Consider the following 25,267-nt stretch of genomic DNA (forward strand, 5'->3'; position numbering starts at 1 on the left):
CAAATTTTGGCATAAACAAACAAAGCCCATTATAAAGCGTTTTCATTGAGGGCCACACTGGATTTTCTCTTCTATTTGGAGAGACAATTGCATATAAAAAAAGGCCAATTCTTATGTCTAGAATCGAACCTTTTGTAGTTAAAGCACCTTTTGCATCAAATAATCTGTCTGTTCATCATCGCCCATAAAAAAGGAATGTTGGCCAATGCGTTTGAACCCAAACTTGGCGTAGAAATGTTTAGCCGGTTCGTTATGTTCCCAAACGCCCAACCAAATTTTGGCCTTATGATTTTCACGAGTTAGTTTTTCCGCTTCTTGAATGAGGCGGGTACCTAATCCCTGGTGTTTAAAAGCTGGACGAATATAAATTCTTTCTACTTCCAAATTATCAGTTCCCATTTTTTCGGTTTGCGCATCATTTATATTTACTTTTAAGTACCCGGCTGTTTCTTGATCGACCTTCACAAAGTAAAAACTAGAATTAGGATTTGCTAACTCCCGCTGCAATTTTTTCGGTTCATACGCCTCCGTCAAATAAGCGTCCATAATATCAGGCGGGTTGAAAGGATCAAACGTATCCTTATAAGTTTCGATACTCACTTTTTGTAATTCTTGCCAATCATTGACGTCTAATTTTGTCAGTTGCACTTGTTTTATCATTTCAGTACCTCCGCTGATTTCCTTTTTTAACATAATTCCAATCTGACGAAACGTTTTCGCGCACTCGGGTTAATAATCGTTCAACTAATTGCCGTTCTTCATCCGTAAACCCATTCAAAGCCACCCTAGTTGAATACTTGTTTTCCCTTTGAATAACGGGGAAAATTGCCAGTCCTTTTGATGTTGGAAAGAGCTGTTTATTTTTCTTATTAGTGACGCCCATTCGTTTTTCAATTAACCCATTTTGCGTTAATTTCTGAATGGCTCGAGCCGCGGTAGTCCGATCCACTTTAAGCATTTCAGCTACTCGTTCTTGAATAATACCGGGATTTTCACAAATGCGCACCAAGTAAAGGTACTGTCCTTTGGTTAACTCATACTTTTTAAACTCAATATTACTAATCGAATCGAGTGCTCTTGAAATTGCGCCAATTTCGCGTAAAACATCGGCCATTGGAAATCACCTCGCTTAATAAAAAGCATTATAGCATTTTGTTGCAAATACAGCAAAACCAATTTTCAAAATATCAAAATATCAAAATTCATCTTAACAGAATGGTCGACTTGAAACTGATCTAACAAGGTGTATACCATATGTGATTCACAACATTGGGGGAGCAGGAAATGGACAAAAAACAAAAAGCAATTTTTAATTTAATTGATGAGGCCTACAAAGATCCAGAAATCAAACAAAATACAGAAATTTCAAAGTTTCTCTTAACTTATGCAACTGAATTAGAAAATAATGCTGAAGTCAAACTAGTTTGCGTAAAACTCAGTCGTGAAATTACACATTATTTACTTGCTCATCAATACGTGGCACCACATGCTTTAACAACTTTGTATGAAGGAATTGCCCATAATGCTGTAAAGTACTGGGGACCAGCATATCTTTACTAAACTATACAAAAATGAGGTTTGGGAATTTCCCCTTACCTCATTTTTGTGACTTAACTTATTTATCATAGTCGAAACTGAAGTCACTTTTCTAAATTTAATCTGACCACACCGATTTAGCCGTGTCGATCACAAGTTTCAACTTGTCCCATTGCTGGTCTTCGGTCAAGTGGTTACCCTCTTCAGTTGAGGCAAAGCCACACTGTGCTGATAAGCAAAGATCTTCCAAAGGTACATATTGGCTAGCGTCCTTAATTCGTGCTTTCAAAACAGCCTGTGGTTCAAGCTCTGGTTTCTTAGAAGTAACCAAGCCTAACACAATGCGTTGATGACGGCCATTATCGGCAATCTTCTTAAGAGGTTCAAAGCCACCAGAGCGTTCGTCATCATATTCCAAGAAATAACCATCAATATGGAGTTGTGCTAAGTAGTCGGCCACTGGATCGTAAGCCCCTGCCCCTGCCCATGTTGAAGCATAATTTCCGCGACACACATGCATCGTCAAGGTTAAATCTGCTGGTTTGTTATCAGCAATGGCGTTGATTGCACGAACAGCTGCTTTCGCAACGGGTTTTAAGTCAGGATTCAGCGTGCCCTTTGAAAAACTGGCCCACATTCCCCATGAGGTATCATCAATTTGTAGGTAACGACAACCTAAATCATAAAAATGCTGAACCGTTTTTTGGTAGGCAACAATCAAATCGTCCACAAAGTCGTCCAAATCATAGTCATAATAGTCATCAAAAATTTCTGCATCCTTATTAGGAAACAAAACAGATGGGCTTGGAATCGTTTGTTTAGCAGTCACGCCTTCTGGCACAATACTATTTAGGTATGAGAAATCCGCAAAGAAAGGATGATCAGGGTTATAAGTCACCTTATCTGTGATCTTGATGCCACCTTTACGGGTTTCAAGACCATTAAAATTATACCCCTTTTCAGGTGTGAAGAAATGGGCACCATTTAGACCATCGATAAAGTCCAAGTGCCACCAGCTACGACGGAACTCACCAGCAGTTACCGCCTTTAAACCAAGCTCAACTTGTTTTTTAACAATCCGGTCAATTTCTTGGTCTTCAACCTTTTTCAACTCATCCGTGCTAATTTTATTAGCATGAAATTTGGCCCGAGCCTCTTTCAAAGCTTCTGGCCGCAACAAACTGCCTACTTCGTCATAACGATATGGAAATTGATTCTTTACACTAACTGTCATCTCATACACTCTCCTATTTATTATTTGAACAATAAAAAACGCCCCTGGAATAAATTCCAAGGACGATTGATCTCGCGGTACCACCTTTTGTTTTTGTTTAGTTCACACTAAACAACTTAAAAAGTACGACAATAAAATTGCTATACTCTGCGCGTTAATGGGCGTACCCAATGTTGTCTAGTCAATGATTCAACAACATTTCTCTCCAAGACCATCTTCACCACTTGATTGTAGTTCCTTTCACCAAACGGAACCTCTCTAAAAGTCAATCGCATGACTACTCATCTTTTCATTGTTCATTTATTAATTTGATTTTAATGCAATTCTAATCGTGATAAAATGAATTGTCAAGTGGAAAAATAAATGAATAAAATACTAGTTATAAAAAGCTAAGTGTGCTTTATGTGGGATCGTAAACCTGCTGGAAGCGTACTTAGCATTTATAACCGTCTTTCAGAGGGTTCCTCCATCTAAATATAAAAAGCTTTAATCCTTTTAAACACATCGTCATTAGGGATTTGAACCCTTGCATCTACTGCAATAACGCTAACAATCAATATCACGCCTCTTCATTCAACATGATAAAATAAGTAAAAAAGAATTTTAATATAGAGAGGAAGCTAGCCTCATGGATCGAACATATCCTTGTGAACTTACTTGTATTTGTTTAATTAACTGTAATCAAAAAATACTTGTTATGAAAAAAAATGATTCCGAATTCGAACCATCACTAACATTTCCTGGTGGTCATGTGGAACCCAACGAATCCGTCACAAGCGCGGCCATTCGAGAGATTAAAGAAGAAACTGGTTTGACCATTGTGTCTCCCACACTAATGGGCTTTGTTAATTTCGACCGTCAAGACAGTCTCAAAGAACTCATCTTTGTATATCAAGCAACAATTCCCACAGAAACTGCAACACATAACCTAGCCGGAACAAAAAATGAAGGTCAAACATTGTGGTTGGCACGGAATCAAATGAAAAACTATAAGCTAAATTCGGTTGTTTCGGCCATTTTTACCGATTATCTCAATCATAAAAATAAAGAGTTGTACTTTCCAAGCAACCAAACATTTAAGGAGCAAAACCATGATTAAACCCATCAATCGCAACACAGCGTCACTATCACAAAAGGCAGTTAAAGCTACCAAAGCAGATGCTCAAGTGACAACTGATTTATTAGACACTCTCAAGGCGCATCAAGCTGATTGTGTTGGGATGGCGGCCAACATGATTGGTGTGAACAAACGCATCATTGTTTTTCAAATGGGACTATTGCCAGTTCCAATGGTAAACCCTATAATTACGAAAAAAACAGACGCCTATTCCACTAAGGAAGGCTGTCTGTCTTTATTAGGAGAACGTCCAACTACCCGTTACAAACAAATTGAAGTGGCTTATCAGGGCCAAAATTTTGTCCCCCACACTCAAAAGCTTTCGGACTGGATCGCCCAAATCATTCAACATGAAGTTGACCACTGTGACGGCATTTTAATTTAGCTATTGTTCCAGCATCACTCTCTTAGTTAAGCGCAAACTTCTGAATCGCTTTTGCTAAACCATCATTGTCATTGGTATCAGTCACATAGTCCGCATTCAGTTTGGCTAACTCAATGCCATTCCCCATCGCAACAGCCGTTCCTGCAAACTTAAACATCGGGATGTCATTTCTTTCATCCCCCACTGCCATCACTTCGTTTGCACTTAGATGTAATGCCATGGCAAGATCTTTCAGTGCCTGTCCTTTGTTTACCACAGGATTCATTAACTCGAGAAAGTTTTGTCCGGCTCGCACCACATAAAAGTCTTGTCCAAATGTGGCTCTAACTCCGGCCTCAATTGCATCAAGCTGGTCTTTTTCACCAACAAATAGGCCTTTTGCAATTTCAAAATTATCTGGTAACTCGTCTGGCGTGCGAATTAGCAACCCAGCACTATTTTCCCACGCCTGAACCACCGTAATCCGATTCACATCATGATCTGCTGTGTAAATCAAACTGTGTTCATCAAGCACGTTAAACGCAATTTGCTGGTGTTGCGCATAGCTAGTCATTTTTCGATAATCTTCATTTTTAACTAAATGTTTTGCCACAACCCGACCACTAACGGATTCAATCACCGCCCCATTATAGGTAATGGCGTATTGATCATCGCCATCAATCCCCAAAGCTGCATCGTAGGGTTTAACCCCGGCAAGTGGTCGTCCTGAACACAAGACAACTTTGATCCCACTGGTCGTTACCTTTTTGATTGTCGTTATAGTGTTAGGCAATAATTTCCCCTGTGAATCCAATAACGTATCATCAATATCAAGTGCAATTAAACGAATTGACATGTTGATCTCCTTTCAGCGTGACACATTGTTTTTACTGTACCTATCTCTTGCATATAGGTAAACTATAGCAGATGATAGAGAGATGTAAGCGCCATTTTTAAAAGTAATTGTGGCCATTTTAAGCATTTTTAGTTAATTAGCAATCAAACGATCTAGAATTAATCTTGGGGTGAACTCTAATGCAAATTCAACACGAAAACGTCCAAGTCATGCCTGGACTTCCTTTTAAATATTATGAACACAGTCTTTAACATCCATTAATGTTGCGCCTCACTGGCATCAAGGAATCGAATTAAATTGTTTAACAGCTGGCAAAACTTTAAAATTTGTTACGGACGGCAAGACTGCTGAATATCACCCTGGCGACATTTGGGCAGTCAATCGACGAAGTGTCCACAGTGCTTCTGGTGATCCCAACGTTGACTGGGCAGAATTTGGCTTAATTATAGATGATGATTTTTTACAGGCCCAACTACCGAAAAGTGCTAATTGGCAAATCACTTTAGTTGGTCCCCAAGCCAAACAAAATGATCCAACCGGTTACGCCGCTATTCGTACCCATTTGATTGCGATTCACGATATTCTTGCGCAGGGAATTTCAGATTTAGCGCGGTTATCTGTCTTAAGTCATTTTTACAACTTACTCGTTTTGCTGGCGCAGTCATTTACCATCCCTGTTGCCCCTCAAAATGTGAAAACTAATCCATCGTTGGCTGATACAGTAATGGATTATATTGATCACACGTATGCCCACCCCATTACTGGAGCAACGCTAGCCCGCCAATTTCACGTGTCCTTGACGACTTTAAATCAACAATTTAATGCCAATCTCCAAATGTCGGTGAATCGTTACCTGCGGCTGGTGCGCTTAATGAATGTCCGGCGGTTACTCTTGGAAACGGATAAATCCATTGATTACATCGCCAATATTTGTGGTTTCACCAACAATAAAACCTTGAATCGTAATTTCAAAGCATGGAAGAACCTAACACCAACCGCCTACCGCCAAACCTATGCGCGGTATCACAAAATTGATACCAGTTGCTTTCAAAATCGTCCTTTGTAAGGGTTGCTAAAATGGTAAACTACCTTCTGTAATTACATTATGGAAGGCTTTTTTGATCCATGAAAATTGTGGGCAACCAAACTGCCAACCAAATAAAATTTTGGAGAATATTAATATGATTAAACTAATTGCAGTTGATATGGATGGCACCTTTTTACGAGATGATATGAGCTATGATGAATCCAAATTCGCGGCATTACAGAAACAATTCAAGCAACGTAAAATTCGGTTTGTCGTCGCTAGTGGTAATCAGTATTTTCAACTGAAATCTTTTTTTAAAACTTATCCCGACACAATTTATGTGGCGGAAAACGGCGCTTATATTCGTGATCAACAAAATATTTATGCGCTACATTCATTTTCACCAACAATTGTCACTCACATCTTAAACGATCTCGCTTTGGTTGCCAACCTGAAAATTATAGTGTGTGGTCAAAAAAGTGCTTATATTTTGGCCAGTGAGGATCCAGCTTATATCACTAAGATGCGTCAATTTTATTATCATTTAGATTTAGTAGATGACTTCTCAAAAATCGATGATCATATTGTAAAATTTGCGATTGGTTGTCCACCAGAAAAAACTGACGCTATTGTCAAACAGCTCCAAACCCTTTTAACGGGCTTGGCTGAACCAACAAGCAGTGGTCACGGCGATATCGACCCCATTCAACCCGGCATGAACAAAGCGGCTGGTTTAAAAGAACTAGGCAGTATTCTTGGTATCGACCTTTCTGAAATGTGTGCGTTTGGAGATGGTGGTAATGATCTCGAAATGATCCGTGAAGTAGGATTAGGCGTTGCTATGCAAAATGCGCAACTGGCAGTCAAGGCTGTGTCTGATGACCAAACATTGGATAATCAGAAACAAGGCGTTTTGGTTTTCTTAGATCAATTATTAAAGTCCCAAAACTAATTAAAACTTGGTTTAAACCCATCATTGCTAATCTAAATCACTTGAAAAAGATTATAAAAACGAGAAGAAAGCCATAATTGAACTAATTATTTGTAACACAAAGACCCTTTCTCAAAGACCATCAGGCAGATTGTGTCGGTATAGATAATAATATGATTGAGGTCAATAAACGAATTGCTGTGGTTTAAATGGGAGTCTTACTAGTCACGCTAATCAATCCAATCATTACAAAAAAGCAGTCTTTGTGAAGGTAGTATGGAATCGTGTCCATGATTTCATACTACCTTCAAATTGGAAAAGGCGGGGATCATTGAACTGGGAATCGAAAAAAATTAACAAAAAAAGACGGTCTTAAAAGCCGTCTTTTAGTATTTAGATTTTCTGGCGATGACGGATCAAGTAAACCGTCGCAGCCAGAATCAAAACTACTGCTCCAACGATCACTGATATTCGCGTATCTGGATTGATAAACATGAACACCACAATAACCAACAACATTATGAATGCAAAATAATTGGCAAACGGATAAAGCGGAAGTTTAAAGGGGTGCGTCTCCATAAGTTTCGCATTGCCCTTGCGGAAGCGTAGTTCGGCCAACAGAATCACAAACCATGGTACCATTCCCGGCAGCACTGAAGAACTGAACACCACAACAAATAAATTTGAAGTAGATTTACTGTAGATTGAAGCCACTGTATCAACGATAAAGCCAAGTAAAATTCCACCCGAGATTCCTAAAATGGCTGCATCAGGTACAACTCGTTTAGACAACCGACCTAGGATCTTGGGTGCATCCCCTTCATGAGCTAGTTTAAACAGCATCCGACTCGAAGAATAAATCCCTGAATTGGCACCCGAGAGTGCCGCTGTCAAAACCACAAAGTTGATCACAGAAGCCGCCGTTGTAATACCAACCTTGGCGAAGGTCGACACGAATGGCGAACCAATCGAACTCAGTTGATTCCATGGGTAGATCGTTACAATTACAAAAATTGCCCCAACATAGAAGATTAAAATTCGGAGCAGCACAGATTTCACAGATTTCACAATCGCTTTTTGAGGATTTGCCACTTCACCAGCTGAAATTCCAAGTAGTTCAATTCCTTGATAAGAACCCACAATAATCGACATGGAGAAGAAAAATCCACGAAAACCACCGGTAAAGAACCCGCCGTGGCTCCAAAGGTTACTCAACCCCACTGGGTGACCACCGTTTCCCCAGCCAAGAAAGATAATGGCAAATCCCAATATAATCATCATAATAATTGTCACAACTTTAATCATGGCAAACCAAAATTCCAGTGACCCATAGGCCTTTGCACTAGTGAGATTGGCTGCAACTAGGAATAAAATCACAATAATTCCTGCAATAAATGAATTAGTGTGCGGCCACCAATATTTTAAGTACTCGGTTGCGGCGACAACCTCAGACATCCCAACCACAATATATTCAAAAACGTTTGCCCATTTTGCCATGTAACCGGCAAGTGGATGGACATACTCAGTTGCATAATCGGCAAAGGAGCCGGTCCCTGGATTGACATAAACCATTTCCCCAAGGGCGCGCATGACAATGTAGAGAATGAGCCCTACAAACATATAGGCAAAAATGACAGAAGGACCCGTCCATTTAATTGTAGAGGTTGCCCCCATAAAGAGGCCCACTCCAATTGCACCACCCAGAGAAATCATTTCCATTTGATTTGCGGTCATTGAACGTCGCAATGTTGGCGCCTTTTCTACTTTTTGTTTCATTTTTCCTCCAGATATGTTGTTATTTGCTTTTTATGTAATTAGGCGCTGTGCAAATTAGTTTTTCCTTGTTTATAATTTACCGCAACTAGACAAATAATACATTAACAAAATTATCAATGGTTAAGTCCGTAAAATTAGCTGAATTGCGATAAACCTTTATAATTGTAATAATTATACCATTTTCAATCTTACTAATTTCGGAGTTAAATAAACAACATGATAACCTATGAAAGGGTCCGCTTAGCCAGGAACTAAGTTGCTTTACAACCTAGTTTCACTTTGCTACACTATATCTATGTAGTAAAGCAACCTATATGGAAGTGAAAAAATGAAGCAAACACAATTAATTAAAGGTGTGTTAGAAGGCTGTGTTTTAGCAATTGTTGCTCAAGATGAAGTTTATGGTTACGAATTAATTCAATCTTTACATCAACACGGCTTTACAACAATTGCTGGTGGTACTCTTTATCCTTTATTGATAAAACTCGAAAAAAACGGTGCCTTAATCAGCAAAGTGAAACCCTCAAAGGATGGGCCTGATCGTAAATACTATTCAATTACACCTCAAGGACTACAAGAATTTCGAGAATTTAATCAGCAGTGGTTTCAATTAAAAAATCATGTCGACAAAATTTTAAAAGAGATGGATGATGAATAATGAAAAAAGCAAATCAGTACCAGCAGGAGATTAATCAGCTAAAAACACAGCTTAACTCATCTGATTCAAGATATTTTGAAAAGTTACAAACCTATATTTTGAGTCAAAACATCTTTTACAATGACGAAACAATTAACTTACAGTTATTAAGCATGTTACAGGATCTAATTGATGCTGAAAAAGATAATTCAGATGCGACTGAATTGTTTGGTAACGATCCTCAAAGTATGGCAAATGAAATCTTAGCACAGTTGCCTAAGCCAAAATTACGTGATCAATTGTCAATGAGTACTCTAGTCATTGCCATTAGTTGGTTTTTTCTTTTGTTAAGTAGCACTAGTACTACGTCAGGAATTATCATAAACCTATGGGCATTCATTCTGGCTCCATTTCTTGAACTTATTACAATCAGTTTAATTCTCAAAATATTGCATAAGTCAGTTTATTCAAAATCTGCTAGTTTTTTCCAATCCGTTCTTCCTAAAATATCGATAGCTATCCTCTTCTTATTATGTGTTGGCTTGATTCTGTTAGTGAATAACTTATTAATTATTGGTCCCACTATCACGCTACCAACTCCATGGAACTTTTTTTTACAGGGATTCATTTTGATAGCAACGCTTAGTTACTTCTTTTATACATTAACAAAACAGAAACACAAAAAATAATCTTAATAAAAAAACCGAAATCATTTTCTGCCTTGAAGTGAACGCCATATAAGTTAGTCAATTATTTTTATAAAAAATAGGCATCCACCCCCTGAGGGAGAATGCCTATTAAACGACTAAATTAGTCTAATTTTTGTTTGTTTTGAACTTCAAGTTTGTCGTTGAAGTCGTAAACAACTGGTTCGCCAGTTGCCATTTCAAGATTCATAATATCTTCGTCTGAAATGTTTTCGATATACTTACTTAAAGCACGCAATGAGTTACCATGTGCAGCAATGATAACGTTCTTGCCATCTAATAACTTAGGAGCAATTTCGTCTTCCCAGAAAGGAATAACACGTTCCAAAGTAACTTTAAGATTTTCACCACCAGGAATCATGCGTGGATCCAAGTTAGCGTAACGACGGTCTTTTGCTGCTGAACCTTCAGCGTCTGCATCCAACAATGGAGGCAATACGTCGTATGAACGACGCCAGATATGAACCTGTTCGTCGCCCCATTTTTCAGCTGCTTTAGCCTTGTTTTGGCCTTGTAAAGCACCGTAATGACGTTCGTTTAAGCGCCAGCTCTTAACTTCTGGAATCCAAAGTTGGTCGGATTCTTCCAAAGCATAGTGCAAAGTCTTGATTGCACGAGTTAATACTGAAGTGAAAGCATAGTCGAATTCAATGCCTTGTGCTTTGATTAACTTACCAGCGTTCTTTGCTTGTTCAACACCCTTTTCGCTTAAGTCAACATCGACCCAGCCAGTAAATTGGTTAGACAAGTTCCATTCACTTTGACCATGACGGATTAATACTAATTTTGCCATAATGTGAGAAAACCTCTTTCTTTTTTAAGTTTACAATAGCCATTTTACACTAAAACAGAATAATTTGCAGTCTCAATTCAAACGTTTGAAAATATTAAACCTTTTGACGAGTTTACTGGGCAGCTTCACTAACTGAAATGCCCTTTTGGGCCGCTTCTTTAATGATATTTCGAATATCCTGATCACTGAATTGGTTTGACTTCGTGCCAAGTTCTTGACGAGCCGCATTAATTTGCGCCTGTGTAATCACTTTGCCGTTTAATTCTGTATCTTTTTTGGTAACCGTATATTCGTTACTGCCAGAATAGTTATCAGCAGCCTGTTTTTCCGAAGAACTCAGGTTAGGTGCTGGTAACGAGGAAACACCGTTGCTATTACTAGAACCAGATGTAGCTCCCGTCGTAGTGTTATCTGCTGAACTGTTATTACTGGAAGGACTTTGTGCCGAACTTGAAGTTGATCCTGGCATTACAGCCTGCGACAAGCCAGTCTTATTGCTCTTTTGAATCTGCTTAGCCGTCTTCCACAGCGACGTATAGTAACCCTTCTTAAATTCTTTTGTGTTAAACAAGCTATCTAACTGCACATTCGACAAACTGAACTCTTGGGCCTCGTTCAACTCACGCGCATATTTTGTAACTTTATTGTATTTAGTAATGTTCTTTTGAACCTTACCGATTTCAGTAATTTTTTCATGAGCACGCAAGTTCAGGACTTTTGACCCATGATGAATTTTATAAACTTGTGCAAATGTTTTTTTGGATGTTGAGAAACGATGATTTTCTAATTGCGACATTGCCGTGACAAATACCTTAGTTTGTCGCAATCGATGTGTCGCTACTGAATCATTATTTCTCCGCGTCAAAGCTGCCTGAAAATACGTTTCAGCTGCTGAATAGTTTTCGTCATTAATTGCAGCCGCTGCGTTTTCCATATCTACGTGGTACTGTTTTTCAATTGATTGGTGTCGTGAGAAAGCATAGCCCCCCACCATTAAAATCACAATAAATGTGACGATTACCCATGTCCATTTTCTCAAACGAGCCGCCCCCAATTCTACTGATCCCTACAAAGCCAATATATAAAATAATTATAGCATGTTATCTACTTTAAAATTGATTTTCCGTTTGACATTATTCTTAAAATTCGAAAAATCAATCTAGGGAGCGTATAATAATCTTATTTAATCTTGTTATTCATAAGAGAAAGGATTCTAATCGATGTTAGAGAAAAAATTTTACAAAACGTTTTTTAAGCACTCCTTCAATATTCCCCTCAAAGTAAACTACTGGGATGGCAGTTCTGAGGTATACGGTGATGGCACACCAGAAGTCACCATTACTTTGAACGAAGCTGTACCTGTTAAGCAAATCATCAACAATGCCTCTATTGCACTTGGTGAGGCTTATATGGATGGCAAAATTGAAATTGACGGTAGTATTCAGGCTTTATTGACGTCTGCATACGAAACAGCTGGCAGTTTCTTCCACAATAAAAAGTTTATCCATTTTCTTCCTAAACAAAAGCATGACGAAAAGGAAAGCAAATCGGATGTTCAAGATCATTATGATATTGGAAATGATTTTTATAAGCTATGGTTAGATCCAACAATGACTTATTCTTGTGCCTATTTCGAGAAAGATACGGACGATCTTGAAACAGCGCAAGTTAACAAAGTTCACCATATTTTGAATAAGTTGAATCCACAACCTCGTCGTACTTTATTGGACATTGGTTGTGGCTGGGGAACTTTGATGCTAACTGCTGCAAAGGAATATGACTTGCGGGTTGTTGGTGTAACTCTTTCTCAGGAACAATTTAATTTAGTTAACCAGCGTATTAAGGATGAAGGATTGGAAAACGTGGCTGAGGTCCGTTTACAAGACTATCGTGAAATTAAAGATGAGCAGTTTGACTACATCACCAGTGTTGGCATGTTTGAGCATGTTGGTAAAGAAAACCTACAGACTTACTTCAAGTGTGTTTCTGATTACTTGAAAAAAGATGGCGTCGCTTTGATTCACGGAATCACGCGCCAGCAGGGTGGTGCGAACAATGGTTGGTTGAACAAATGGATTTTCCCAGGTGGCTATGTGCCAGGTTTGGAAGAAAACATTCACCATATTATTGAAAATGACATGCAAATTGATGATATGGAGCCATTGCGTCGTCATTATCAAAAGACAACAGAAATTTGGGATAAGAATTTCAACGAACATCGTGATGAAATTGTAAAGATGTTTGACGAACGGTTTGTGAGAATGTGGGATTTGTACTTACAAGCTTGTTCGGCATCATTCGAATCAGGTAACATTGATGTGATCCAGTATTTGTTAACAAAGGGTGCAGGAGCAAGCAGCAATGTGTTGCCAATGACAAGAGCGTATATGTATAAGTAGTGAGCGGAACAAGTCGGTAGCTTTTAGAAGATAAGTGAGATGGAGGCGGGATCGCAATCCCGTTGGAATCTTGCTTATCTTCTAAAGGCTGACTTGTGAACCTGTCATAGTTATAGTGAGCGAAACAAAATGGAACAAAACAAAAAGAACCAGCTTAACTCAAGAGAGATTATTACAACAACCCCTTGCACTAGTCTGATTCTTTTGGAAGTTTGTCAAATGGTGTTGAAGGATAGTTTCTATCCTTTGGAGATCTCCTCGTGTGAGAGATCTTTTTTGTTGTTTTATTAGTTGCGGCGTTTAATCTGGTGTGTTGTCTGAATATCGTACTTGAAGGCATAACAAATAAGCCTACCATCGTGACGTTATTGTGGTAGATAATCTAGGCAATCAACTGGTAGACGCGTGTGAACATATTGGCCTGATTGGAGAAGCCATAACAAGCACGTTTGAGCTCCTTGATCTTACGGTTGATGCCCTCTATCGGTCCGTTAGAGTAGGACGATTTGGCGGCGTTAATTACTCCATTAAGATTCTTTCGTAGGGTATGCATGGCCGTATCTAGGGGCGTGCCGTTAGGCTGATAGTTAGTGATGATATTCTTGAGTTCATCAGCGTGACGCCCCATCAAAGCATCGTGGAGATCGATGTAGGTTTCATAAGCTGTTTTGAAGGCCGGAAACGTATCGGTTCCAATATCAATAGCGTTCTGTTCGGTCGAGTACTCATTCAGGCCGAAGAGGTAGCGGCTCTTTTGTGCGTCAGGGTTGGCCTTGTGGAATAGGCGCCATAGTGATTTCAGTACTTTATATTCCCGCGAATGCTTGTCGAGTTGCTTTAAACATTGAGTGCGAATGGTATCCATCGTCCGGCCCATTAATTGAATAATGTGGAACCGATCAATAATGAGTTCGGCGTTAGGGAATAGTTCGTGCACAAATGCCTGATAGGAGGCGTTCATGTCCATGATGACGCGTTGAACCGCGGCCCGTTCTGCGGTGCTGTACTGACTAAGAAAGAACTGTTTGATGGTTCTATTAAGGCGGTCGCTAAGTACTTTAACTGATTTGTGAGTGTCGGCGTCAATGCAAATAAACGACATGGAGCCGTGCGTGGAACGGAATTCATCAAAGCATAGATTAATCGGTAACCGGCGGCTCGCGTGTGGATGAATATTAGCCGTCAAAATACGCTGAACTGAGTTTGTCGAAATACCGGTGAGACTGGCGATAGTCTTAGCCGGGAGTGATTTACTGGCTAGCTTCAGCACATGAGTCGCTAGTCCGTGACCGATGGCGTGGTTGGTTGATACCACTGGAGTGGTGGCCGTACAAGTGCTATGGCAGTTACTACAACGCCAGCGTTGCTTGTTTAGCTCTAGAATTACGGGCCGGTCCATGGGTCCTGCAATGTGGACATGAGTGAGCTTGTGTCCGTTAGGGTGCAACGTATTGTATCCACAGCTGGGACAGCGCCTGAGTGTGTAGGTAAGCTCTGCCTGGATGACCAAATACTTTTTGCGACCCGAGCCCCGACCATGAAATTCCTCACGAGTACCGAACACCTGAATGTTTGTGTCTGTAATTCCCAGTAATTTAAGTGTATTATCTAGTTGAGACATCTATTCCTACCCCGCTTATCTTGAGTTTCGTCGCTTAAAGCATAGCACTAGGGAGGCTTAGATGCCTTTTTTGTTATCAAAAAGGGCCTAGTACTTTTGGCATGGAAATACTTTCCAACACCAAAAATTCTAGACCCATTCTTTTTTAGATTTAAATTAACATGGATAATAACATCACGGCAATTAAGCCAAAAACTACCGAAATAGCCATCGATCGCGTCCAGTAAGAAATAATAATGACAATAATCGAAGCCAGAATCAAGTCTAAGTTCCCAGAAGAAATGAAATGATAGGATCCCGAAATAAAAATATCTTTCACAACAATTGCCGTAAACAAAGAGACCGGAACGTATTTCATCCAGTCATTAAACCAGTCTGGTATTTTTCGATTTGAAAAGAATAAAATCGGTATATATCGAGGACCAAACGCCACAAAAAAACCTAAAATAACGATTAGCAAGTGGTCAGTTACACTATAATGCATATTACAATCTCCCGAAATTCGTCTGAATTAGATTTCGATATCTTCCTTATCGACTTCTGGTTGCCCTGATGGATCATGAATTTTATACAACAAATGACTATTAGGCCAACGTTTAGATACATATCCTTCAATCATAAACCCTAAGAATGATGCCACTAAAGTAGAAATAACCAAACCGAGAGTACTCTTTGTCAACAACATAAAAAAGGCTGCCAAAACCCCAGCAACAACTGAGATCAATAAAATCAAGCGGGTTTTAATTTGCATCACAATCATATACAAGAACAACGCTGTCAATGCAAAATTAACAACCGTCAAATTAATCTGAACAGCACTCCCAATTAAACTGCCAATGATATTAGACACGGTCCATACTAACAAAGACCAATGTTCTACCTGAAGGGCATCTTTTGGTGTCCAGTTACGATCAGTCACAAACTTTAAATAATTAATGGCATAGTTTTCATCATTCATTGAAACAGCAAATAAAAATAAAAAGCGATGATTTTGACCTTTTAAATAACTAGCTAAACTAGATCCCAGCAACGCATAACGTAATTCCAGGAAAAAAAGCATCAAAATAATTGTCAGAATTGGAGCTGTTGTTGTAAGCATTTGGGCGATCATAAACTGAGCACCACCCGAGAATACAAAAATAGAAACCAGCCCAGTTAAAATCGTATTAAATCCAGCCGCATGTAAGAGGATCCCACAGGCCAGTCCAATTGGTGTGTAACTAAGGCACAACGGCCAAGCCTCTTTGAGAGTTACCCGCCATTGTGGTCCATTTTCAAGTTGTTTCACAATTCTTTCCTCCAACGGATCTTTAAAGTTGGATCATCAATACTGAAATTCATAGAAAACACTGCGAAATCATTTTAACATTTTCAAAGTATATTGAATAGTGCCTTTTTAAGACTTTCAGGCTAAATCGAAAGCTATTAAATGAAACTAGTTTGAAACTAGCTGAATGCTTTTTCCGAGAATTTTCAAATCCATTAAACGGCCATCCAACTCTGCAACCTTTGGCAAAGTTCCCCAGGTTTCATAACCCAGTTTTTCAAACAGCCCTAAACTTGGTAAATTTGCCCCAAATATTAAACAAACAATGTTCTTAATTCCCAGTTTTGGAGCAGCAAGTTCAGCATATTTCACCATTTTGGTTCCCAGACCTAAATGCTGAAATTGACGGTCGATATAAATGCTAATTTCTGACGTAATATGGTATGCAGCCCGCGGGTGATAGGGTGACAAGCTTACCCACCCCGCACGCTTGCCATTTAGCCAAACTACCCAAATGGGATGTTCAGTTGATTTATGGGCTTCAAGCCACGGCAAGCGTTGTTCGACCGTCACTGGTACGAGGGATGCTGTCACTACATGACTCGGAATAGTTTGATTGTAAATAGCCACGATAAAAGGTAAATCTGCTTTTGTCGCCACTTTAAATTGAATTTCATTCATTAGCTAGACCTTCTTAAAAGACACTGACGATAGATCGCCAGAAACGAACTAACACATTGGCTTTTTCAACAGATTTTTTGGTAGTCAACTGTAACTCAGCATCGGAGCTTTGGAGATAGTTCACTTTTTGATTAGCTACCTTGACAGTTGCCTTACCAACTTTTTGTCCTTTTTTCACTGGCGCAGATAGTCCTGCTTTGCTTTCAGCTTGTTTGCTACGAAAACTAATCGTTTTAGTTGATTGGTTTTTAGCAATCCAAACAGTTGTCGGTTGTTGTAATCCAGCCTTGACGGTGGTCGTTTTGCCTTCCGGGACTTTAAAAGTCGATGCTTGCTTTAAGGCCGTCCCTTTTTTATAACTGACCGGTTTGAAGTTGTTATAGACATCTTTCATAATCGTTTGGGTGTCTGTAAAACGAGCATTTCCTTCGTTTTTCGAGCTTGATCCCATGACAACTGTAATAATCCGATGCCCATTCTTTTTGACGGTCCCGGTAAAACAGGCCATCGCTTTAGTTGAAGTTCCCGATTTAAGCCCATCCACATTATATCCTTTTAGATAATCCGCCATATGCGGTAATAAGTAGTTATGGGTGGTCATCTTCACTGCATCAGTGGTTCCCTTGGCAAACCAAGCACTTGTTTGTTTCGTGGTTTTAAGAACTTCTGGGTAATCCTTTAACAAATTTGATGCCACAATCGCCACATCTTTTGCCGACATTTCATTTTCATCGTTTTTAGCTGTATTTGGATACGCTTCTTTACCAACTTCACTTTCTGTCAGCCCAGATGCATTATAAAGTTTAGCGTCTGTGATTCCCCATTTTTTGGCTTGTGCCCGCATCTCATTAACGAATGCTTTTGACGATCCGGCTTGGGCAATCCCCAGCGCCATTACGGCCGCATTCGCTGAATAAATTAATGACGCTTTGTAAAGATCGCGCACGGTGTAAGTACGGGATGTACTCAATGGGACATTAGTCAGTTCAGTATCTTTACTAATTTTTTCAATATTGGCATTAATATGAACCCGTTGATTCCACTTTAATTTACCTTCATGAATACTTTTTAAGACAAGATAAATTGACAGCATTTTTGACATTGACGCAATCGGAAGGGCCTTTGAGCTATTTTTAGCATACAAAATCTGTCCTGTTTTGGCATCAACTGCTATTCCTGACTTGGCTGAAACTGAAACAGTGGCTGCTTGGGCCTGTATTGGTGCCATTGCTAATGTACTCAGCATTAAAATTGTACTGAAAATAATTGCTAGTTTTTGTTGCCATTTTTTTAACATTAATTTGCCACCTTTTATAACAAGAATATAACAAAATACGCACTTTGCGTAAACCTTTTTTATTTTTCACAAAAAAAGCGAAAATCCAATCGCAAACCAGCTAGCCAAAGCAAAAATATAATTTGTTTGGAAACCAATTTTACGCGAATGGTTTTCGTTTTTCCTGAATTATAGAAACTTATTAATTTGCATCCTTAGTACTTTTTTGTGTCACCGGCAATTCCACCTTAAAACTAGTTAATTTCTCACTAGATGTCACACTAATCTTTCCGTGATGCAATTCCACAATGCTCTGCGCAATTGCCAGGCCCAATCCGGTACCGCCCGTTGCCTTTGATCGTGACGACTCCACTCTGTAAAAACGCTCAAATAAGTGCTTTAGCGATTTTTCTGGAATCTGTTCGCCATCATTGGACACCTTAAAGATAATTTGATCGCCTTTTTGTGTGGCTTCCAAATTGATATGTTTACCACCCTTAGCGTACTTCAAAGCATTCAAAATTAAATTGTTAAACAATCTCCCTAGCTTTTCTGAATCGCCTTCAATTTTAATGTTTTTGGGTGTGGCTTTGGCATCAATTTCCATACCCTTTTTTTCAGCTTCCAATTCAAAACTAGCAGCTAACTGCTCCAACATCGGTTCAACTGAAATTTGGTTAAATGTCATTTTAGTCGAAGCTTGACGCACTTTGGTATATTCAAAAAGATCTTCAACCAAAGATTTCATCTGCTCAGCCTTTAAGAATGCTGTATGGGTGTACTTTAACACGTCATCTTCATTCTTGTACTGCTGGTTTTCGATCAATCCCAAATAGCCGATAATGGAGGTTAGTGGCGTCCTTAAATCATGGCTCACATTTGTGATTAACTCATCTTTTGACTGTTCAATTTTTCGTTCTTCATTCATTGATTCAATGACCGAATCAACTAAGGCATTTACACTATCAACAACGCGTTGGTGATCACCTTTCAGTGTAAATGGAATACGATGATCAAAATGGCCATCGGCAATATAGTGTAGTTCGCCAATAATATGGCGCAACTGTATTTGTTTATATCGCCGCATTAAACGCCAATAAACAACCCAAACATCTACAATTGCCATGAAGAAAATAAAGAAGTTTTGGTAACTCCAAACCCGATAATTATTGGGGCCAATCGTAATTGACTCCTTGATTTGAAAAATACCACTTTCCAATCCAGGATTACTTCGAATAATTTCAGTGGCCAAAACCAAGATTGATAGGTTCAAAAGGAGCAACAAAATAACGGTGACAATTCCTTCGCCTAATAATTCACTTTTTTCCCGTGCAGTTAATTTCAAAACTTTTCCTCGTTTCGATGTCCATTCTCACTACATCGCTAAAGCGACTAATCAAAATGACCTCACAAACTCACTCTAGTGAGACTCAATTTTATAACCGACGCCCCAAACCGTTTCAATAACCTTTTCGCCACCAGTTGCTTCTTCAATTTTGTCACGTAAATGGCTCACGTGAACCATAACGGTTTTTGCAGAAATAATACTCTCCTGCTGCCAAACCCGTTCAAAAATATCATCTGCTGAAAAAACACGATTAGGGTGACTTGCCAAAAGGTATAAAATACCAAACTCTAGTGCAGTTAACTGAACTGATTTACCTGTTAAAGTTTTCACCTCATGAGAATCACTATTTATTGTTAATGGGCCAATGTCCAAAGCTTCCGGTTTGTCCTGTTTCAAATCATTTTGGCTACGACGCAAGAGTGATTTAACCCGCGCCATAACCTCCAATGGATTAAACGGTTTGGTGACATAATCATCCGCACCGGTCAGCAATCCCTTAATTTTATCCATATCTTCTGTTTTGGCAGACAAAATCAGAATGGGTAATTGAGAATCACGCCGAACTTCACGGACGACCTCAATTCCACTCATTTCAGGCATCATAACATCCAAAATCATTAGTCCAATTTCTGGATCTGTATGCAGCTTGGTAAGTGCTTCTTTTCCATTAAACGCAGAAACTGGCTCATAACCTTCATTTTTAATATAAATATCGAGGAGTTCAACAATTTCTTTATCATCATCAACGACCAAAATTTTCATTATGCGAAATCTCCTTAAAATGCAATTTCCTTTAGTGTAGCAAAAAATAGATCAACAAGAAATTATATAAGCCAAGGTTTTATGTAATGTTAAGAATAATCATAAAAGGTTGAAACTACAAAAACTTATCTTGTTGCTTGATACGAAACCGTTCGTGGCAGCAAAATTAGATAATCATTCAAATTTCAAAAAAATGAAATCAACTTAGGTTCTCAAACAACTTATGGTCGGATCGTTAACGTCATAATCGACACAATCCCCACGGTCGCGATCACAACCACAATTAAGACTAGAAACCAGATCAAAACTATGAGATTAAAGAAACCATTTCGTCTAATAGCACGCACTAAATTGAAGCAGACATACAGGGCAACCAGTCCCATCACTATTATATATATTGTTAGCCAAGTCATTGTTTAGTGCTCCTTTACGCATTTTTTGAACGTTTTTTAATAAAATGAATCCAACGCCGTCATTTCCAGGAAAAGTATATCATATTCCCTATTTTGTTATAAACCTTGGCTGTTTAACCCAAATGGTGTATGCTACACTAATTTTCAAGGGGGAGTTATTTATGTTAAAAAGAGCTATGCTTGAGAGTGCATCATTTATTGGAATTATGTTGGCACTAGATGTTTTGGCCATTCCAATTGATCTATTAACACATCGACCAATCTTGAATGGGCTAATTACCAATTTTGTGCAATCCTCAAATCGGGCTACATTACTTGGATCTATCTTAGCTGTAGCGATTGGCTGTTGGCTAGTCCTGACACTCATAATTTGGTTTTTTCTTTCACTGAATCATAATTTAGCCAAACATGATTATAAAAAATGAAACTAGATTGAAGTTTATTAGGTTGATGTTTTACCTCCTAATAGGCTTCTTTTTCATTTTGAATAAAAGTTTGTTTCTGCATTTTTGGGTTAGGACAGCTGCTTGAAACAGCTACAAACAGACAAGCACGTCTTACCGCGGGATAGTCATCCCGCTATCGACATTCTTATCTCTTTGTAGATTATCGTTTCAATCCGCTCACTACTTTAGGACAGTTGCTTGAAACAGCTACAAACAGATAACCACGTCTTACCGCGGGATAGTCATCCCGCTATCGACATTCTTATCTGTTTCTAGCTTATCGTTTCAATCCACTCACTACTTTAGGACAGCTTCAAAAAACAAAGGACTGAAAATAAGTCCGACTTCCACGGGATTACGATCCCGTCTGCGTCGCCCTTATTCTCAGTCCTTTACCGTTTTGTTCCGCTCACTACTTTTAGGACAGCTCGACAAGTCAAAGAGGCACAGATAAGCATGACTCACAGCAGGATTACGATCCTACCTCCGTCACACTTATCTGTGCCTCTTTACCGACTTGTCTCACTCACTACTTCTTAGGACAGCTTCATAAACCAGTCTCTGTTCTTTAAGCAAGGCTCACGACGGGACACAATCCCGCCTCCGCCCCGTTTAAAGAACAGAGACTACCGGTTTATTCCGCTCACTATTTTTTATAATTCGGTGCCATCTTTGTCATCTGCACATCATGTGGATGCGATTCGATCAAACCCGCATTTGTAATCTGGATAAATTGGGCATTCTCCGTCAAAGCCTCAATCGTTGGTGCGCCAACATATCCCATGCCTGAACGCAAACCACCAACCATTTGGAAAATAATATCCTCAACCGATCCCTTATATTCCACACGCGCTTCAATACCTTCCGGAACAAGCTTGTTAGCTTCATTCACACCGCCTTGAAAATAACGATCCGCTGATCCGTTCGACATTGCACTCAAACTGCCCATTCCGCGGTAGCTCTTATACTTTTTACCATTATCTTCAATTACTTCGCCTGGTGTTTCATCTGTACCAGATAACATACTTCCCAGCATGACAGCATTCCCGCCAGCAGCTAATGCTTTTACAATATCGCCAGAATATTTAATTCCGCCATCAGCAATAATATGTTTGCCATAAACACGCGCAACCGTTGCAGCATCATAAATCGCAGTAATTTGAGGAACCCCAACGCCTGCAACAACACGAGTGGTACAGATTGAACCAGGTCCAATTCCAACTTTAACAACATCAACACCAGCATCGAAAAGTGCCTTCGTGCCTTCACCAGTTGCCACATTACCAGCAATTAGCGTTGCATCTGGAAAATGTTCCCTGATTTCTGCAATTTTACGCAAAACCCCAGCGGAATGACCATGAGCCGTATCAATAACAATAGCGTCGGCACCAGCTTGAAGCAAAGCATTGGCACGATCAAAAGTATCACTCGTAACCCCAACCGCAGCTGCAACTAATGGCCGACCAGCTTCATCACTTGACGCGTGTAAATATTTCTTTTCATCAGCTTTTCCAGCTGCTTTAACTTCTAAAACTTGAGTTGCTTGATCTTCAATGGACATATTCTTATGAATAACGCCCATTCCGCCTTGTCGTGACATTGCAATTGCCATTGCCGACTCTGTAACTGTGTCCATCCCTGCGCTAATAATGGGAACATTCAGCTTGATGTTATCTGCTAATTGCACTGATAAGTCTGTTTCATTAGGTAAAACGTGGCTTTCTGCCGGTATCAGTAATACATCATCGAAAGTTAAACCTTTTTTCACAAATTTTGTATCCCAGTTAGACATAATTAAGATCTCGCTCCTATTCGTTTTTTATTGACTATTTTGCTTTCAGCAAAATCCTATACTCACTACGGATGTCCGCCATGTTTCTTGCGGTCTGCCTTTCGGCCACAAGAATGGTCATCGCCCGAAACATCCAAGATAATTAGCGTATCTTGCTAATTATCATCCTTCCTGTGGAGTAGTTCCTCGCTAAGTGCTAAAGCACTAAGTCGGACAGGCTCCTATTCGTTTTTTATTGACTATTTTGCTTTCAGCAAAACTCTACATAAATCCGCCAGTCACATGATAACGGCGTTTGAACCACATACGGACCACAAACAAGACTGCCGCAAGTACCAAATAAGCTTCAAATGGCAAAATTGGATTCAAACTTTGTGGCAATGATGAGAATAGCATGTAGGCTACCATCCATACCAAAATCATCCCTGTTGCCATTCCAATTGTCTTCCAAATCGATTGACGTTCCTTCTTTTTGGAGGTTGGTTGCAAACGGTCCGTTAAGAATGGCGCACATGCCCCACCAATAATTGAAATGGCAAGCATTGCGGTGATTCCTGCTGGTCCTGGTTCCGAAGTAACTGACTTAGGCTGGAAAATCATCATGATTCCAAACATTAATGCAAAAATCATTAAGAACACCATACCATTGTCCAAAGCTTTCATCCAATACTTAGTTTCTACGGGTGTCTTCTTAGGCCCTTCGATGATTTCTTTAACACGATCAGTTGGTGTGCCATAGATCTGTTTGGCCGTTTCACCTTTTAACTGGCCTTCAAGTAAGCGCAACTTAGTGTCTTGCAAAGCCTCTTCTTTTTTCTCTTCAGATAATTTATCATTTTCATTCAGTTCTTTTGTTAAACGAAACATGAAATCTTCATTTCGTTTTGTGTAGGTCTGCTTGGCTTTTCGTTCTGAATGAACCTGCTTCCCCGCATTTCGTTCCGTTGTCTTATCTTCACTCATTTGATTCTCTCCTCTGTTTTGCGATTACTTACACATTGAATCGGAATTCAATAATATCGCCATCTTGAACCACATACTCTTTACCTTCCAAGCGAAGTTTCCCAGCTTCACGAACAGCTTGCATGCTACCATTCTTATCAAGATCAGCATATGAAACTGTTTCGGCACGAATAAAACCACGCTCAAAATCAGAATGAATAATTCCGGCACATTGGGGTGCCTTCATACCGCGTTTGAATGTCCAAGCACGGGTTTCAGGGCCACCAGCTGTAAAGAAGGTTTCTAATCCTAAAAGCTTGTATGAAGAGCGGATCAAACGATTTAAACCAGGTTCCTCAATTCCTTCTGCTTCTAAGAAATCTTTTTTGTCGTCGTCCTCTAATTCAGCAATTTCTTCTTCAGTTTCAGCAGAAATTCCCAAAACTTCAGCTTCAGGATCATCTTCAGCCACATAATCCTTGATTGTTTTGTAGTACTTTGAGTTTTCAGGATCGGCCATATCATCTTCGGCAATGTTTGCAACATACAAAACAGGTTTGGAAGTTAATAGGAAGAAGCCACGCACAATTTTCATTTCATCTTCATCAAAATCAATTGAACGTACAGCTTTACCACTTTCCAAAACCGGCTTGATTTTTTCAAGAACTGCCAATTCAGCCAAAGCATCCTTATCACGGCTTTTAGCCGCCCGTTGCACTTTGCCCAAACGTTTATTAACAGCGTCCAGATCCGCAATACTCAACTCCAAATTAATGGTTTGAATATCTTCAATTGGATCTACTTTACCAGAAACAGTTGTGATGTTGTCATCATCAAACGCACGAACAACATGCACAATGGCATCAACTTGGCGAATGTTTTCAAGGAACTTGTTTCCTAACCCTTCACCCTTGCTGGCACCCTTAACGATTCCAGCAATATCAGTAAATTCAAAAGTAGTTGGCACAATTTTTTTAGCTGGAACAATTTCTTGAATTCTAGCTAATCTTGCATCTGGAACTTCAACCATCCCTACGTTAGGATCGATCGTTGCGAATGGATAATTCGCCATTTCCGCACCGGCCTTAGTAATTGCATTAAACAAAGTTGATTTTCCAACGTTAGGTAAACCAACAATTCCTGCTGTTAATGACATTTTTCACACGCTTTCTTTAATAATTTTAATTTAAGTGTATACATGTAATATAGTAACAAAAAAGGGCAGCTAGGGACAGGGGCAGTATTCAAAAACCTAGATTTATTGGTAAATTTAACGCCATTCCAAAAAATAATATTAATAGGTGCCAAATTCTAATTTTTCTGTGTTAACAAGGAAAGTTTT

Annotated in this window: 27 protein-coding genes and 1 other annotated feature; of the genes, 9 read left to right on the top strand and 18 right to left on the bottom strand. The window is 39.3% G+C overall.

The annotated features are described in order from the left end of the window. Positions 1–138: 138 nt before the first annotated feature. Both AB3217_RS10280 and AB3217_RS10285 read right to left on the bottom strand, forming a co-directional pair. Positions 139–660 (bottom strand): GNAT family N-acetyltransferase, encoded by a 522-nt coding sequence (locus AB3217_RS10280; RefSeq protein ID WP_068805009.1) that lies wholly within the window; start codon positions 658–660, stop codon positions 139–141. A 1-nt stretch (position 661) separates the two neighbouring features. After that, positions 662–1,114 (bottom strand): MarR family winged helix-turn-helix transcriptional regulator, encoded by a 453-nt coding sequence (locus AB3217_RS10285; protein ID WP_367366089.1) that lies wholly within the window; start codon positions 1,112–1,114, stop codon positions 662–664. Positions 1,115–1,284: 170 nt separating this feature from the next. Here AB3217_RS10285 and AB3217_RS10290 point away from each other — a divergent pair, with 170 nt between their 5' ends. Further along, the gene (locus tag AB3217_RS10290) at positions 1,285–1,560 is read left to right on the top strand and encodes a bacteriocin immunity protein (protein WP_260266685.1); all 276 of its coding nucleotides are present in this window, start codon (positions 1,285–1,287) and stop codon (positions 1,558–1,560) included. A gap of 94 nt (positions 1,561–1,654) precedes the next feature. Here AB3217_RS10290 and AB3217_RS10295 read toward each other — a convergent pair whose 3' ends face one another. Then, positions 1,655–2,770 (bottom strand): 5-methyltetrahydropteroyltriglutamate--homocysteine S-methyltransferase, encoded by a 1,116-nt coding sequence (locus AB3217_RS10295; protein ID WP_260274273.1) that lies wholly within the window; start codon positions 2,768–2,770, stop codon positions 1,655–1,657. A gap of 55 nt (positions 2,771–2,825) precedes the next feature. Further along, positions 2,826–3,072: a binding site (T-box leader), on the bottom strand. 326 nt (positions 3,073–3,398) lie between these two features. Between AB3217_RS10295 and AB3217_RS10300 the strand changes: the two genes are divergently transcribed. Beyond that, a complete protein-coding gene (locus AB3217_RS10300; protein ID WP_057784046.1) occupies positions 3,399–3,869 on the top strand; it encodes an NUDIX domain-containing protein in 471 nt (156 codons plus the stop codon). Then, a complete protein-coding gene (locus tag AB3217_RS10305) occupies positions 3,862–4,272 on the top strand; it encodes a peptide deformylase (RefSeq protein WP_068805004.1) in 411 nt (136 codons plus the stop codon). Before AB3217_RS10300 ends, AB3217_RS10305 begins: the two co-directional genes overlap by 8 nt. Before the next feature lie 22 nt (positions 4,273–4,294). Here the strand turns inward: AB3217_RS10305 and AB3217_RS10310 are convergent, their stop codons facing one another. Then, positions 4,295–5,107, bottom strand: a complete 813-nt coding sequence (locus AB3217_RS10310) for a Cof-type HAD-IIB family hydrolase (protein WP_068805001.1) — start codon at positions 5,105–5,107, stop codon at positions 4,295–4,297. 286 nt (positions 5,108–5,393) lie between these two features. On the opposite strand from AB3217_RS10310, the gene AB3217_RS10315 reads away from it, so the two are divergent. Both AB3217_RS10315 and AB3217_RS10320 read left to right on the top strand, forming a co-directional pair. After that, positions 5,394–6,173, top strand: a complete 780-nt coding sequence (locus AB3217_RS10315) for a helix-turn-helix domain-containing protein (RefSeq protein ID WP_367366136.1) — start codon at positions 5,394–5,396, stop codon at positions 6,171–6,173. A 115-nt stretch (positions 6,174–6,288) separates the two neighbouring features. Beyond that, the gene (locus tag AB3217_RS10320) at positions 6,289–7,086 is read left to right on the top strand and encodes a Cof-type HAD-IIB family hydrolase (protein WP_367366090.1); all 798 of its coding nucleotides are present in this window, start codon (positions 6,289–6,291) and stop codon (positions 7,084–7,086) included. A 372-nt stretch (positions 7,087–7,458) separates the two neighbouring features. Here the strand turns inward: AB3217_RS10320 and AB3217_RS10325 are convergent, their stop codons facing one another. Further along, complete coding sequence (locus AB3217_RS10325; protein WP_057784034.1) at positions 7,459–8,841, bottom strand: amino acid permease; 1,383 nt, start codon at positions 8,839–8,841, stop codon at positions 7,459–7,461. Between the two features lie 328 nt (positions 8,842–9,169). On the opposite strand from AB3217_RS10325, the gene AB3217_RS10330 reads away from it, so the two are divergent. Then, on the top strand, positions 9,170–9,499 hold the full coding sequence (locus AB3217_RS10330; protein WP_057784032.1) for a PadR family transcriptional regulator: 330 nt from the start codon (positions 9,170–9,172) through the stop codon (positions 9,497–9,499). Continuing rightward, complete coding sequence (locus AB3217_RS10335) at positions 9,499–10,167, top strand: hypothetical protein (protein ID WP_367366091.1); 669 nt, start codon at positions 9,499–9,501, stop codon at positions 10,165–10,167. The genes AB3217_RS10330 and AB3217_RS10335 overlap by 1 nt, the downstream gene beginning before the upstream one ends. A gap of 121 nt (positions 10,168–10,288) precedes the next feature. Here AB3217_RS10335 and AB3217_RS10340 read toward each other — a convergent pair whose 3' ends face one another. Next, entirely contained in the window at positions 10,289–10,978 is a 690-nt protein-coding gene (locus AB3217_RS10340) for a 2,3-diphosphoglycerate-dependent phosphoglycerate mutase (protein WP_057784028.1), read from the bottom strand. 112 nt (positions 10,979–11,090) lie between these two features. Then, a complete protein-coding gene (locus AB3217_RS10345) occupies positions 11,091–12,017 on the bottom strand; it encodes a hypothetical protein (RefSeq protein WP_057784026.1) in 927 nt (308 codons plus the stop codon). A 181-nt stretch (positions 12,018–12,198) separates the two neighbouring features. On the opposite strand from AB3217_RS10345, the gene AB3217_RS10350 reads away from it, so the two are divergent. Beyond that, on the top strand, positions 12,199–13,377 hold the full coding sequence (locus AB3217_RS10350; RefSeq protein ID WP_068804990.1) for a cyclopropane-fatty-acyl-phospholipid synthase family protein: 1,179 nt from the start codon (positions 12,199–12,201) through the stop codon (positions 13,375–13,377). 382 nt (positions 13,378–13,759) lie between these two features. Here AB3217_RS10350 and AB3217_RS10355 read toward each other — a convergent pair whose 3' ends face one another. The 8 genes from AB3217_RS10355 to AB3217_RS10390 form a co-directional block, all read right to left on the bottom strand. After that, entirely contained in the window at positions 13,760–14,998 is a 1,239-nt protein-coding gene (locus AB3217_RS10355; protein ID WP_057873206.1) for an ISL3-like element IS1165 family transposase, read from the bottom strand. A gap of 151 nt (positions 14,999–15,149) precedes the next feature. Beyond that, a complete protein-coding gene (locus tag AB3217_RS10360) occupies positions 15,150–15,482 on the bottom strand; it encodes an AzlD domain-containing protein (protein ID WP_057785030.1) in 333 nt (110 codons plus the stop codon). A gap of 27 nt (positions 15,483–15,509) precedes the next feature. Continuing rightward, complete coding sequence (locus AB3217_RS10365) at positions 15,510–16,286, bottom strand: AzlC family ABC transporter permease (protein ID WP_057785029.1); 777 nt, start codon at positions 16,284–16,286, stop codon at positions 15,510–15,512. Between the two features lie 147 nt (positions 16,287–16,433). Further along, complete coding sequence (locus tag AB3217_RS10370; RefSeq protein WP_068804983.1) at positions 16,434–16,946, bottom strand: GNAT family N-acetyltransferase; 513 nt, start codon at positions 16,944–16,946, stop codon at positions 16,434–16,436. A 13-nt stretch (positions 16,947–16,959) separates the two neighbouring features. After that, positions 16,960–18,243 (bottom strand): serine hydrolase, encoded by a 1,284-nt coding sequence (locus AB3217_RS10375; protein WP_068804980.1) that lies wholly within the window; start codon positions 18,241–18,243, stop codon positions 16,960–16,962. 181 nt (positions 18,244–18,424) lie between these two features. Further along, positions 18,425–19,567, bottom strand: a complete 1,143-nt coding sequence (locus AB3217_RS10380; protein ID WP_367366092.1) for a sensor histidine kinase — start codon at positions 19,565–19,567, stop codon at positions 18,425–18,427. Between the two features lie 75 nt (positions 19,568–19,642). Next, positions 19,643–20,332 carry a response regulator transcription factor gene (locus tag AB3217_RS10385; protein WP_367365222.1) on the bottom strand — a complete coding sequence of 230 codons (690 nt, stop codon included), beginning with the start codon at positions 20,330–20,332 and terminating at the stop codon, positions 19,643–19,645. 221 nt (positions 20,333–20,553) lie between these two features. Then, on the bottom strand, positions 20,554–20,745 hold the full coding sequence (locus AB3217_RS10390; RefSeq protein WP_057784882.1) for a hypothetical protein: 192 nt from the start codon (positions 20,743–20,745) through the stop codon (positions 20,554–20,556). A gap of 161 nt (positions 20,746–20,906) precedes the next feature. Here AB3217_RS10390 and AB3217_RS10395 point away from each other — a divergent pair, with 161 nt between their 5' ends. Beyond that, positions 20,907–21,170 carry a hypothetical protein gene (locus AB3217_RS10395; protein WP_057784881.1) on the top strand — a complete coding sequence of 88 codons (264 nt, stop codon included), beginning with the start codon at positions 20,907–20,909 and terminating at the stop codon, positions 21,168–21,170. Between the two features lie 667 nt (positions 21,171–21,837). On the opposite strand, the gene AB3217_RS10400 is transcribed toward AB3217_RS10395, so the two are convergent. The 3 genes from AB3217_RS10400 to ychF all read right to left on the bottom strand — a co-directional run bounded on the left by AB3217_RS10400 (position 21,838) and on the right by ychF (position 25,081). Then, entirely contained in the window at positions 21,838–22,983 is a 1,146-nt protein-coding gene (locus AB3217_RS10400; protein WP_068804780.1) for an IMP dehydrogenase, read from the bottom strand. A 261-nt stretch (positions 22,984–23,244) separates the two neighbouring features. Next, positions 23,245–23,946: a DUF1129 domain-containing protein gene (locus AB3217_RS10405; RefSeq protein WP_367366093.1), complete on the bottom strand. Its 702-nt coding sequence runs from the start codon at positions 23,944–23,946 to the stop codon at positions 23,245–23,247. A gap of 28 nt (positions 23,947–23,974) precedes the next feature. Continuing rightward, a complete protein-coding gene (ychF, locus tag AB3217_RS10410) occupies positions 23,975–25,081 on the bottom strand; it encodes a redox-regulated ATPase YchF (RefSeq protein WP_367366094.1) in 1,107 nt (368 codons plus the stop codon). Positions 25,082–25,267: the final 186 nt, after the last annotated feature.

Source organism: Pediococcus parvulus, assembly GCF_964063155.1.
GTDB lineage: Bacteria > Bacillota > Bacilli > Lactobacillales > Lactobacillaceae > Pediococcus > Pediococcus parvulus.